Origin of the sequence: Streptomyces sp. SID14478, from assembly GCF_010548525.1 — a bacterium.
Classification (GTDB): Bacteria; Actinomycetota; Actinomycetes; order Streptomycetales; family Streptomycetaceae; genus Streptomyces.
In genome coordinates this window covers 1-10,543 of the sequence record NZ_JAAGMG010000678.1, presented here as the reverse complement: position 1 = coordinate 10,543, position 10,543 = coordinate 1, and the positions used below count along the sequence as shown (strand labels likewise).

The 10,543-nt window shown below is 71.9% G+C and carries 13 protein-coding genes, 1 pseudogene and 1 riboswitch; of the genes and pseudogenes, 10 read left to right on the top strand and 4 right to left on the bottom strand.

Features of this window, described 5'->3' with window-relative positions; genetic code table 11:
- Nucleotides 1-595: pseudogene (locus tag G3I40_RS22535) on the top strand (ABC transporter permease); the annotation flags it as partial.
- Between the two features lie 88 nt (nucleotides 596-683).
- Here G3I40_RS22535 and G3I40_RS22530 read toward each other — a convergent pair.
- The gene (locus G3I40_RS22530) at nucleotides 684-974 is read right to left on the bottom strand and encodes a type II toxin-antitoxin system Phd/YefM family antitoxin (RefSeq protein WP_164303950.1); all 291 of its coding nucleotides are present in this window, start codon (nucleotides 972-974) and stop codon (nucleotides 684-686) included.
- Between the two features lie 97 nt (nucleotides 975-1,071).
- Between G3I40_RS22530 and G3I40_RS22525 the strand changes: the two genes are divergently transcribed.
- The 3 genes from G3I40_RS22525 (at nucleotide 1,072) to G3I40_RS22515 (ending at nucleotide 3,039) form a co-directional block, all read left to right on the top strand.
- Nucleotides 1,072-1,719, top strand: a complete 648-nt coding sequence (locus G3I40_RS22525) for an ATP-dependent Clp protease proteolytic subunit (protein WP_164303949.1) — start codon at nucleotides 1,072-1,074, stop codon at nucleotides 1,717-1,719.
- A gap of 7 nt (nucleotides 1,720-1,726) precedes the next feature.
- Nucleotides 1,727-2,035, top strand: a complete 309-nt coding sequence (locus G3I40_RS22520) for a hypothetical protein (RefSeq protein ID WP_164303948.1) — start codon at nucleotides 1,727-1,729, stop codon at nucleotides 2,033-2,035.
- A gap of 395 nt (nucleotides 2,036-2,430) precedes the next feature.
- Nucleotides 2,431-2,562, top strand: a riboswitch (cyclic di-AMP (ydaO/yuaA leader).
- 3 nt (nucleotides 2,563-2,565) lie between these two features.
- Nucleotides 2,566-3,039 (top strand): C40 family peptidase, encoded by a 474-nt coding sequence (locus G3I40_RS22515; protein WP_164303947.1) that lies wholly within the window; start codon nucleotides 2,566-2,568, stop codon nucleotides 3,037-3,039.
- A 67-nt stretch (nucleotides 3,040-3,106) separates the two neighbouring features.
- On the opposite strand, the gene G3I40_RS22510 is transcribed toward G3I40_RS22515, so the two are convergent.
- The gene (locus G3I40_RS22510) at nucleotides 3,107-3,739 is read right to left on the bottom strand and encodes a LysE family translocator (RefSeq protein ID WP_164303946.1); all 633 of its coding nucleotides are present in this window, start codon (nucleotides 3,737-3,739) and stop codon (nucleotides 3,107-3,109) included.
- A gap of 87 nt (nucleotides 3,740-3,826) precedes the next feature.
- Between G3I40_RS22510 and G3I40_RS22505 the strand changes: the two genes are divergently transcribed.
- Complete coding sequence (locus G3I40_RS22505; protein ID WP_164303945.1) at nucleotides 3,827-4,747, top strand: LysR family transcriptional regulator; 921 nt, start codon at nucleotides 3,827-3,829, stop codon at nucleotides 4,745-4,747.
- A 6-nt stretch (nucleotides 4,748-4,753) separates the two neighbouring features.
- On the opposite strand, the gene G3I40_RS22500 is transcribed toward G3I40_RS22505, so the two are convergent.
- Complete coding sequence (locus G3I40_RS22500; protein ID WP_164303944.1) at nucleotides 4,754-5,212, bottom strand: ATP-binding protein; 459 nt, start codon at nucleotides 5,210-5,212, stop codon at nucleotides 4,754-4,756.
- 279 nt (nucleotides 5,213-5,491) lie between these two features.
- Between G3I40_RS22500 and G3I40_RS22495 the strand changes: the two genes are divergently transcribed.
- Complete coding sequence (locus G3I40_RS22495; RefSeq protein ID WP_164303943.1) at nucleotides 5,492-6,343, top strand: helix-turn-helix transcriptional regulator; 852 nt, start codon at nucleotides 5,492-5,494, stop codon at nucleotides 6,341-6,343.
- A 56-nt stretch (nucleotides 6,344-6,399) separates the two neighbouring features.
- A complete protein-coding gene (locus G3I40_RS22490; RefSeq protein WP_164303942.1) occupies nucleotides 6,400-6,633 on the top strand; it encodes a DUF397 domain-containing protein in 234 nt (77 codons plus the stop codon).
- On the opposite strand, the gene G3I40_RS22485 is transcribed toward G3I40_RS22490, so the two are convergent.
- The gene (locus G3I40_RS22485) at nucleotides 6,617-7,786 is read right to left on the bottom strand and encodes an 8-amino-7-oxononanoate synthase (RefSeq protein WP_164303941.1); all 1,170 of its coding nucleotides are present in this window, start codon (nucleotides 7,784-7,786) and stop codon (nucleotides 6,617-6,619) included. The two genes, G3I40_RS22490 and G3I40_RS22485, sit on opposite strands and share 17 nt — an antisense overlap.
- A 143-nt stretch (nucleotides 7,787-7,929) precedes the next feature.
- Between G3I40_RS22485 and bioB the strand changes: the two genes are divergently transcribed.
- From bioB to G3I40_RS22470, 3 genes are all read left to right on the top strand, one after another.
- Nucleotides 7,930-9,060, top strand: a complete 1,131-nt coding sequence (bioB, locus tag G3I40_RS22480; RefSeq protein WP_164303940.1) for a biotin synthase BioB — start codon at nucleotides 7,930-7,932, stop codon at nucleotides 9,058-9,060.
- Complete coding sequence (locus G3I40_RS22475) at nucleotides 9,053-10,336, top strand: adenosylmethionine--8-amino-7-oxononanoate transaminase (protein ID WP_164303939.1); 1,284 nt, start codon at nucleotides 9,053-9,055, stop codon at nucleotides 10,334-10,336. Before bioB ends, G3I40_RS22475 begins: the two co-directional genes overlap by 8 nt.
- Before the next feature lie 5 nt (nucleotides 10,337-10,341).
- Nucleotides 10,342-10,543, top strand: a 202-nt coding sequence (locus G3I40_RS22470; protein ID WP_164303938.1) for an AAA family ATPase, incomplete at its 3' end; no start/stop codon positions are given.

The window sequence follows — 10,543 nt, the reverse complement described above, 5'->3', positions numbered from 1 at the left end:
ACCGGCGGCCGATCCGCGCGGTTCCGCGCTGAGTTCGAGTGTGCTGCCCCTCGCCCTCGCCGGTGTCGCGGGCGGGTCGCTCGTGACGATGCTGCGGCTGCGCGGAGTGCGGGCGCTGTCCGCTCTCCTGGCCGCCGCGGCCCTGGTGGGTGTCGCGGCCGCCGCCCTCGCGCACAGCTGGCTCGGCGTCCTGACGGGCAACTGGTGGGCCGAGGCAGGGGTGTTGGGCCTGTCATCGCTCGCGGTAGCGGCGACGGTGGCCGGGCTCGCGGCACTGCTCGGGCCGGCGGGCATCGGGCTGGGCGCCCTGCTGATGGTGCTGCTCGGCAACCCGTTCTCCGCAGTGGCCTCGGCGCCCCAGCTGCTGCCCGAACCGGTCGGCCTCCTCGGCCAGTTGCTGCCGCCGGGCGCCGGGGGAACGCTGCTGCGCTCGGTCGCCTACTTCGATGGGGCCCGGGCCGCGGCACCCGCGCTGACCCTCGGCATCTGGGCTGCGCTCGGGCTCACGGCCGTCCTCCTCGGGTCGCTGCGCGGGCGCCCCGCGAAGGACTCGGCGCACGCGGAACCGGCACGGAGCCCGCTGCCGGTCAGCTGACCGTCCGCACCCTACGGACCGGCCGTGCATCCCCGCTGTAGCGGACGGGGGTGCACGGCCTTTTCGTGCCTGCGGCAAGGGAGTCGGGCTATCGGACCTCGGGGCCGCGGTGCTCGGCGGCGATGCCGAACCGCTGCCGTTCGCCGGGAGCGGACGGCAGGGAGCCGATGCGGGAGACCGAGGTGATCACCGGCTCCTCGGCCGACGCGGCGGCCGGCTCTCCCAGTGCTTCGAGTCGCTCCAGGTCAGCGGCCGAGACGAAGGCGACGAGCGGCTTGCCGTGCCGGGTGACGACGACGCGCTCCCCGCCGTACACCACGCGGTTGATCAGTTCGGCGAGCTCAGCCCTGGCTTGTGTCACCGGAATCTCGTAGGCCATGCTCACCATCGTACGTCATGTACGTCCTGTACATTTTTCACAGAGGCGGCTCCCGGACAGCCGGAGGGCCGTGATGAGCACAGGAGGCGCGAGCACCATGACCCGTCCGTCCGGTCGGCCGTCCGGCCGCTATGTCCTGCCCGAGTTCACGGAGCGCACGGCTTCGGGACAGCGCACGCTCGACCCCTACGGCAAGCTCCTGGAGGAGCGCATCGTCTTCCTCGGGACCCCGATCGACGACACCTCCGCCAACGACGTGATGGCCCAGTTCATGCACCTCGAGTACGCGGCGCCCGACCGGGACATCTCGCTGTACATCAACTCCCCCGGCGGCTCGTTCAGCGCCATGACGGCCATCTACGACACGATGCGGTACGTCAGTTGCGCGGTGGAGACGACCTGTCTGGGGCAGGCCGCGTCCGTCGCCGCGGTGCTGCTCGCCGCCGGGGCGCCGGGCAAGCGGATGATGCTGCCCGGTGCGCGCGTGGTGCTGGACCAGCCGGCGCTGCCCGAGCCGGCCCAGGGTCAGCCCAGCGATCTGGAGATCCAGGCGAGGGAACTGGCGCGGATGCGCGAGCAGTTGGAGGAGTTGCTCGCCCGGCATTCGGGGCGGGACCGGGACCGGGTCGGCAGGGACATCGAGCGGGACACGGTGCTGGACGCCCAACAGGCCCTGGAGTACGGCCTGGTGGACCACGTGGTGCGCGGCCGCAGGACGACGACCGGCACGCAGGGCGCGAGGTGACGTGCCGATGCTGCCACCCGAACTGCCGCCGCTGCCCGCACTGACCCGAGCCGAGTGCGAGCTGGTGGACAACTATCTGGCCGTGGTCGATCTGCTCGCGCGGATCAATCCGGCGCGGGGCGACGACACCTATCGGGGACTGCGCGCGGCGCAGGCGCTGGTCAGCAGGGCGTCGGCGCTGCGGGACGCCCTGGCGCTGATGCACCGCCGGGGTGAGAACGAGGTGCACGCGGCCACCTTGGCCCGGGCCCTGCGCGTCCTGGACGGAGAAAGGCGAACACAGAGAGTCACGTTGCCGCCTGAAACGGTCAGTTGAGGTCATCGATGGCCCGAACTGTCTGCCGCCGGGCCGAAACGGCCCAGATGGCGTACCCCCGAACGGCGTAGATCTTCCTACCGCAAGGAGCCGTCCAGAGTTGCGCGCGGACTGTACACGGACAGCGGAACGAGGCGTTCCGTGCCTGGTACGCGCGTGGTCGAGGGCGCGGGGTCCGGCCCGAAAGCCGCACTGTCCACCTGAACGGGTCAAGCGTGAGGAGCCTCACTTACCGCCGGTTCAACTCGGTTTCGGTGGCGTCCGTGAGACAAGATCCCTTCGACGACAAGCCCCCGCCGCAGCGGCGGGGCGGTCCGTGCGGACGCCGAGTCCTGCCGCCGCGCGGATGCCAGGTCGACAGGAGTGCATCGGCAGGAGTGGAGGACCCAGGCACGACGGGCCGCCGGCCCACCTCGACGGAGGTGGTGTCCGAGGGGCCCTTGGGGTGAAGCCGCGACACGCGGCCGGGCATCTTCGCCAGCCCGAACCCGACAGGTCATCCTTCGCAGGCGGCTGACGAAGGGTTGCGCATGACTGCGCTCAATCGTGTTCCCTCGCTGCTGACCAGGGCCGGCACCGCATCGGCCCTGACCCTCGCCGTCGCCGGAGCCGGACTCATGGTCCCGGGCGCCGCGGGAGAGGCGGCGGCGGCGACGGTCTCGGCCAAGGCACTGCACGTCGCGGCTTCCAAGAAGGGCTCCCCGTACAAGTGGGGCGCCTCGGGACCGAAGCGTTTCGACTGCTCGGGCCTGACGCTCTACTCCTTCAAGCGTGCGGGCAAGAAACTGCCCCGCACCGCCTCGCAGCAGTACAACAAGACCCGTCACGTCTCCGCGTCCCACCGCAGGACCGGCGACCTCGTCTTCTTCCACTCGGGCCGGAGCGTCTACCACGTCGGCATCTACGCCGGGAAGGGACGGATCTGGCACTCGCCCAAGACCGGGGCCGTGGTGCGGCTGGAGAAGATCTGGACGAAGAGCGTCTGGTACGGCCGGGTGCGCTGAGCGTCCTGCCGCACCCGCGAAACCGCCCGTGGGGCGGGCCGGGCCCCTGCCCGCCCCCATGAGGCCCTCACGCGAACAGCGGCTCCAGCAGGAGCACCAGGGCCAGGGCCACCAGCGCGCTCCCGGTGACGGCCTCCACGGCGCGGGCCGTGCGCGGCCTGCGCAGCCACCGGCCGAGCCGGTCCACGAGCAGGGCCACCGCCGGGAACCAGAGCAGCGCGAGCACCACGACGATCGCCGAGAGAACGGCCGTGCGCGGAAGGGCCGGACTGCCCGCGGGCACGAACTGGGGCAGCACGCTCAGGAACGTGATCGGTGCCTTCGGGTTGAGCGTGTTGGTCAAGAATCCCTGGCGCAGCGCGCCGCCCGCCGGGCCCCGCCCCGTATCGCCCGTGACCTCGGTGCGCTCCCGCAGGGGACGCGACGCCGCCTGCAGCGTGCGCACGCCCAGGTACAACACATAGGCGCCGCCCAGTAGTTGGAGTGCACGGAACAGTGCGGGCACGGCGGTGAGCACCGCGGCGACGCCGGCGACGGCCAGTGCGGTGTGGACGAGCAAACCACCGGCGACGCCGAGGGCGCAGGCGACTCCGGCACGGCGCGAGACGAGGGAGTTGCGTACGACGACGGTGAAGTCGGCGCCGGGCAGGGCCACCATGCCTGCGGCGACTGCGGTGAAGGCGACCAGTTGAGCGTCCATGGGGCCAGCCTGCCCGAAACAGGCCTTCAGCAGGTATGTGCAATATTCTGGGTCTGCCTAAAGCAATGCTTAACCCCGGAGGCCCGGATGTACGACCCGACGCGGCTCGCCGCACTGGTGGCGGTCTCCGAGGCCGGTTCCATCACGCGGGCGGCCCAGCGGCTCGGGTACACGGTGCCCGCGCTGTCCCAGCAGCTCGCCAAGCTGGAGCGGGACGCGGGGACGGCGCTGCTCGTGCGGCACCACCGGGGCGCCCGGCTGACCGGGGCGGGCGAGGTGCTGGTGCAGACGGCGCGGCGGGTGCTCGACGAGATGGAGCGGGCCCGGCACGAACTGGCGCGGCTCACGGGCCTGTCCGGCGGCCGGCTCCGGCTCGGCACCTTCACGACGGCGGGGATGCATCTGCTGCCGCCGGCGCTGACCGCGTTCCGCAGGGCGCATCCGGATGTGGACCTGACGGTCACCGACTACGAGCCGCCGCTGGGGATCGCCGCGGTGGCCGGCGGCGCGGCGGACGTGGCGCTGACGCACGCCTATGCGCCGGCCGAGCCGGTGGCCGTGCCGTCGTCCGTGGCGCAGGAGCCCGTCCTGGTCGAGGAGCTGGTGCTGGTGACGGCGCCGGGGCATGCGCTGACGGCCACCGCCGCGGGGGCACCGCGACTGGAGCCGGCCGAGCTGGCGGGTCAGCCGCTGATCAGCATGGCCCCGAGACATCCGCCCCGCAGGGGCGTGGAGTCGGCGCTCGCGCGGGCCGGGGCGACGCCGTCGGTCCTGGTGGACACGCCGAACTACGCGCTGGTGTGTGCGCTGGTGAGCGCGGGGCTCGGGGTGGCGGTGGTGCCGGAGATGGTGGCGCGGATGTCGTCGACACCGCTGGGGACGCGCAAACTCGCGCCGGGCGATCTGCGGCGGACCATCTCGGTGGTGCACCGGGCGGACGAGCCGAACCCGGCGGTGGACAGTTTCCGTGCGCTGCTGCGGGGGGCCTTCGCCCGCTCCGGAGTCTGACGCAGGTCAACAGGCCGATGCGGGGCGTCCTTTGTCACCGTTCAACGCGGCGAGCCAGGGCAGCGCGATCCAGACGGTCTTTCCGCCCTCGGGGGTCGGCGCGACCGAGAGTCTTCCGCCGCACTCCGCGGTGAGACAGCGGATGATGACCATGCCCCGGCCGTTGTCCTGCTGCACGGCGGCGGGCAGCCGCTTGGGATAGCGGGGGTGACTGTCGGTGACGCCGATGCGCAACTGCTCGTCGCGTTCGAGTTCCACGTCGACGGTGAAGGTGGGCGACTGGCCGAGGGTGTGCTGCACGGCGTTGGTCGCGAGTTCCGAGACGATCAGGCGGACGGTGTCCGCCTCCTCCGTGTCGCCCGGCATGCCCCACTCCGCCAGCACGTTGCTGACGTACCGGCGGGCGACGGACACCGAGGCGGGATCGCTCGGCAGAGTGACGGATGCTTCCTGGTGGTCTGCCATGGCGACGTCGTCCCTTTCCCGCCGCGGCCGCTCGTCCGGCTCTGGCGGATCGCGCGTGCGGCCCCCGACTGCTGTCGCGCCAGAGTGCCACCTGGATGTCCCTCCGTGGTGGCGATCCCCCAAGATATGCATATATCTGTCGCTCGAAGCGGTGAACTCTGCGACGGTAGACCGGATTTGGGCGAGCGCACGCGGGTTCCTCTACCGTCTGACCCTGGAGCGTGCCGTACCGGCCGGGAGGGAGCCCGGCCACGGGGTGCAGGAGCGTGAGGAGTCAGCATGAAGTACGGTCCCGCGGTGCGGCGCCGCAAGCTCGGTGCCGAACTGCGCGCGCTGCGCGTACAGGCCGGGTTCACCAGTGGCGAGGCGGCCCGGCTGGTCGGCTGGCACCAGTCGAAGGTGAGCCGGATCGAGACCGGGCGCAGCGGGGTGAAGCCGTCGGACGTCCTGCTGCTGCTCGACGCGTTCGAGACGAAGGACCCCCAACTGCGGGAGCTCGTGGTCGCGTTGGCCGGGGCCGAGGACGCGGGCGGGCATCACTGGTGGCACGCGTACCGGGGCATGCTGCCGCCGTCGTACCGCGATTTCATCAGCCTGGAGTCGCAGGCGTGCCGGATCCGGACGCTGGAGACGAGCGTGGTGCCCGGGCTGTTGCAGACTCCGGAGTACGCGCGTGCGGTGACGCGTTCGGTGCTCGGCACGACCACGGAGCGGCACATCGAGGCGCTGGTGGAGGTACGGCTCGCGCGCCAGGACGTGCTGCGGGCGCGGCCGCCGCTGCAGTTGAGCGCGGTTCTCGACGAGGGGATCCTGCGCCGCGAGGTGGGCGGTCCCGGCATCCTGCGGCGACAGGTGGCACATCTGGCACAGGCGGCACAGATGCCGCATGTCCGGATTCAGGTACTTCCCTTCTCCGCGGGGGGCCACATCGGGCTGACAGGTCCTTTCGTTGTGTTCTCATTTCCGAACACAACTGATCTGGATGTGGTTGTTCTCGACCATTTGACGAGTAGCCTCTACCTCGAGCGGAAAGAAGACCTCAAGGCGTACACGGACGCCTTCGATGCTCTTCTGCTCCGTGCACTTTCACCCGAGGACTCGTTGGAATTCATCGCACAGCTCGCCGGGTAGCCGACGACGGGAACGCCGACGTCTCGTCACGGGCCGGCACTGCGTAAGGGGGCACCATGAATGCACTGCCTCGGTACGTTCCTTCCGTTCCCTCCAGCTTGTCGCTGAACGGCGCACGGTGGCGGCGCAGCAGCCGCAGCACCGGCGCCAACAACTGCGTCGAGACGGCCCCCCTGACATCGGGGCCCACGGCCGGACTGGTGGCCGTGCGCGACTCGAAGCACACCGCAGGGCCCGCCCTGCTGTTCGCACCCTCCGCCTGGGAGGGCTTCGTCAGCTCCCTGGGCTGAAAGCGCCTCGGGGAGCAGTGCGGCTGATCACCCCTACGGCCTCAACGAGTTGACGCTCGGTGAGGTCCGCGCGGGCGGTCAGCCGCAGCCGCGAGACGCCGTCGGGCACGGACGGCGGGCGGAAGCAGCCCGCCGACAGTCCCGCCGCCCTGCAGTCCGCGGCCCAGCGCACCGCCTCCTCGGGTGAGGGTGCGCGCACGGAGATCACCGCTGCGTCCGGACACACCGCCGACAGCCCTTCCCGCGTGAGCAGTCGATGCAGGGTCGCGGCCACCTCGCGGACCCGGCCCGCGCGCTCCGGCTCGCGGCGCAGCAGGCGCAGCGCGGCGAGGGCGGCGCCCACGGCGGCCGGGGCGAGGCCGGTGTCGAAGATGAACGTACGGGCCGCGTTGACGAGATGGTCGATGACGTGGGCCGGGCCGAGGACCGCGCCGCCCTGACTGCCGAAGGACTTGGAGAGGGTGACGGTGACGACGGTGTCCGCCGCGCACGCGAGTCCCGCCGCGTGCGGGGCGCCGCGCCCGCCGGTCCCGAGCACCCCGAGGCCGTGCGCGTCGTCGACGATCAGGCCCGCCCCGAACTCCCGGCAGGCGGACGCCAGTTCGGCGAGCGGCGCCCGGTCCCCGTCGACGGAGAAGACGGTGTCCGACACGGCGACGGCCGGTCCGTCATGCGTGCCGAGAGCCTTGCGGAAGGCCTCGACGTCGGCGTGCCGCACGACCTGGGTGGTGCCGCGGGCCAGCCGGCAGCCGTCGATGAGGGAGGCGTGGTTGCCCGCGTCGGACACGATCAGCGCGCCGTGCGGGGCGAGCGCGGTCACGGCGGCGAGGTTCGCGGCGTACCCGGAGGAGAGGACGAGCGCGGCCTCGAACCCGCAGAACTCCGCCAGTTCGCGCTCCAGTTGCGCATGCAGCTCGGTGGTCCCGGTCACCAGGCGCGAGCCGGTCGCGCCGCCGCCCCAGCGCCGCGCGGCCGCGGCGGCACCCTCGACGACCTCGGGGTGGCGGGCCAGGCCCAGGTAGTCGTTGCTCGCGAGGTCGAGCAGCGGGGAGTCGGCCGGGCGCGGGCGCAGCGTGCGCACGAGTCCGGCGCTCTCGCGGGCCCTGCGCTGTTCGTCGAGCCAGCCGAACGCACGCGTGGAGGCTGTGGCCATGACTCCCTCGGTTTGTAGGTAATGCACAGACCCTAGCCGTCGTGCCACGCGGCATGGGTGTGGCAATACCCACACGTCGTGCGCCGTCCTTTGTGCGAAGTCTCCTTTCCGATGAGCGCTTCGATAGGCAAGGATCACACCCCATGGACCTGCTGAACACGCTGGTGGACAAGGGGCTGCGGCGCGAACTGCCGAGCCGTGAAGAGGCGCTCGCCGTACTGGCGACGTCGGACGACGACCTGCTCGACGTGGTGGCGGCGGCCGGGAAGGTGCGCCGCAAGTGGTTCGGTCGCCGGGTCAAGCTCAACTACCTGGTGAACCTGAAGTCGGGGCTGTGCCCCGAGGACTGCTCGTACTGCTCGCAACGCCTCGGTTCGAAGGCGGAGATCCTCAAGTACACCTGGCTGAAGCCCGACGACGCCTCGAAGGCGGCGGCAGCCGGGGTCGCGGGCGGCGCCAAGCGGGTCTGCCTCGTGGCGAGCGGCCGCGGACCGACGGACAAGGACGTCGACCGCGTCGCGCGGACGATCGACGCGATCAAGTCGCAGAACGAGGGCGTCGAGGTGTGCGCCTGTCTCGGCCTGCTGTCCGACGGGCAGGCCGAGCGGCTGCGCGGGGCGGGCGCCGACGCGTACAACCACAACCTGAACACGTCCGAGGCCACCTACGGCGACATCACGACGACGCACACCTACGCGGACCGGGTCGACACCGTACAGAAGGCGCACGCGGCCGGCCTGTCGGCCTGCTCGGGGCTGATCGCGGGCATGGGCGAGAGCGACGCGGACCTGGTCGACGTCGTGTACGGCCTGCGCGACCTGGACCCGGACTCGGTGCCGGTGAACTTCCTGATCCCCTTCGAGGGGACGCCGCTGGCCAAGGAGTGGAACCTCACGCCGCAGCGCTGTCTGCGGATTCTGGCCATGGTCCGGTTCGTCTGCCCGGACGTCGAGGTGCGGATCGCGGGCGGGCGCGAGGTGCACCTGCGCGCGATGCAGCCGCTGGCCCTGCACATCGCCAACTCCATCTTCCTGGGCGACTACCTGACCAGTGAGGGCCAGGCGGGCCGGGCCGACCTCGACATGATCGCGGACGCCGGGTTCGAGGTGGAGGGCACCGACCAGGTGACGCTGCCGGAGCACCGGGGCGGCGGCTGCGGCTCCGTGTGCGCCTCCGGGCCCGCGGACGCCCCCGCCGAGGTGCCCGAGGCGCGTACCGATCTCGTGGCCGTGCGCCGCCGGGGCGCGGGGACGGATCTCGCACCCAATGCCTGAGTCCGACCCGCGCGTCCAGGACCTGCTGGCCCTGGACCGGCAGCACGTGTGGCACCCGTACGGTCCGATGCCGGGCCGCCAGGAGCCGCTGGTCGTGGAGTCGGCGGCCGGGGTGCGGCTGCGGGTCGCCGGGCACGGCGAGCTGGTGGACGGCATGTCGTCGTGGTGGTCCGCGATCCACGGTTACCGCCACCCGGTGCTCGACGAGGCGGCGCGCGAGCAGCTGGGGCGGATGAGCCACGTGATGTTCGGCGGGCTCACGCACGAGCCCGCCGTCCGGCTCGCGAAACGCCTTGTCGACATGTCTCCCGAGGGGCTCGAACACGTCTTCCTCGCCGACTCCGGCTCCGTGTCGGTCGAGGTCGCCCTCAAGATGTGCCTGCAGTACTGGCGTTCCCTCGGCCGGCCCGAGAAGCGGCGGATGCTCACGTGGCGCGGCGGCTATCACGGCGACACCTGGCAGCCGATGTCCGTGTGCGACCCGGAGGGCGGGATGCACGGGCTGTGGGCGGGCGTGCTGAGCGAGCAGGTCTTCACCGACGCACCGCCGAGCGCGTACGAGGAGTCGTACGCGGAGCACCTTCGGGAGGCGATCGGACGGCACGCCCACGAACTGGCCGCCGTCATCGTGGAACCGGTGGTGCAGGGCGCGGGCGGGATGCGGTTCCACTCCCCCGCGTATCTGCGGGTGCTCCGGGAGGCGTGCGACGCGCACGACGTGCTGCTGGTGTTCGACGAGATCGCGACCGGATTCGGCCGCACGGGCGCGCTGTTCGCCGCCGGGCACGCGTCGGTGACGCCGGACGTGATGTGCGTCGGCAAGGCGTTGACCGGCGGCTACCTGACGCTCGCGGCGACGCTGTGCACGGCACGGGTCGCGGACGGCATCTCGCGGGGCGAGGTACCGGTACTCGCGCACGGGCCGACGTTCATGGGGAACCCGCTGGCCGCGGCCGTGGCGTGCGCGTCGATCGATCTGCTGCTCGGCCAGGACTGGCACTCCGAGGTGAAGCGGATCGAGACGGGACTGCATGACGCCCTGTCAGCAGCCCTGGAACTGCCGGGAGTTCGCGAGGTACGCGTGCTCGGCGCCATCGGTGTCGTGCAGTTGGACCACGAGGTGGACATTGCCGCGGCGACCCGGGCAGCGATCGCGGAGGGGGTCTGGCTGCGGCCGTTCCGGGACCTCGTCTACACCATGCCGCCGTACGTCACCGGGGACGAGGATCTGACACGGATCGGGCGCGCGGTGTGCGCGGCCGCGCGGGAGGGATGAGCGCGATGACGCGGGCAGATGTCCTGGTGGTCACGGGGACCGGGACCGAGATCGGCAAGACGGTGACGACGGCCGCGGTGGCCGCGGTCGCGGTGGCGGCCGGGCGGTCGGTGGCCGTGCTCAAGCCGGCGCAGACCGGTGTCGCGCCCGGCGAGCCCGGGGACGTGGACGAGGTGGTGCGGCTCGCGGGGGCCGCGGTGACGCCGG

Coding starts and splice junctions, on each gene's coding strand:
- G3I40_RS22530 (WP_164303950.1), bottom strand. CDS start 974: ATGGCCTACGAGATTCCGGTGACACAAGCCAGGGCTGAGCTCGCCGAA.
- G3I40_RS22525 (WP_164303949.1), top strand. CDS start 1,072: ATGACCCGTCCGTCCGGTCGGCCGTCCGGCCGCTATGTCCTGCCCGAG.
- G3I40_RS22520 (WP_164303948.1), top strand. CDS start 1,727: ATGCTGCCACCCGAACTGCCGCCGCTGCCCGCACTGACCCGAGCCGAG.
- G3I40_RS22515 (WP_164303947.1), top strand. CDS start 2,566: ATGACTGCGCTCAATCGTGTTCCCTCGCTGCTGACCAGGGCCGGCACC.
- G3I40_RS22510 (WP_164303946.1), bottom strand. CDS start 3,739: ATGGACGCTCAACTGGTCGCCTTCACCGCAGTCGCCGCAGGCATGGTG.
- G3I40_RS22505 (WP_164303945.1), top strand. CDS start 3,827: ATGTACGACCCGACGCGGCTCGCCGCACTGGTGGCGGTCTCCGAGGCC.
- G3I40_RS22500 (WP_164303944.1), bottom strand. CDS start 5,212: ATGGCAGACCACCAGGAAGCATCCGTCACTCTGCCGAGCGATCCCGCC.
- G3I40_RS22495 (WP_164303943.1), top strand. CDS start 5,492: ATGAAGTACGGTCCCGCGGTGCGGCGCCGCAAGCTCGGTGCCGAACTG.
- G3I40_RS22490 (WP_164303942.1), top strand. CDS start 6,400: ATGAATGCACTGCCTCGGTACGTTCCTTCCGTTCCCTCCAGCTTGTCG.
- G3I40_RS22485 (WP_164303941.1), bottom strand. CDS start 7,786: ATGGCCACAGCCTCCACGCGTGCGTTCGGCTGGCTCGACGAACAGCGC.
- bioB (WP_164303940.1), top strand. CDS start 7,930: ATGGACCTGCTGAACACGCTGGTGGACAAGGGGCTGCGGCGCGAACTG.
- G3I40_RS22475 (WP_164303939.1), top strand. CDS start 9,053: ATGCCTGAGTCCGACCCGCGCGTCCAGGACCTGCTGGCCCTGGACCGG.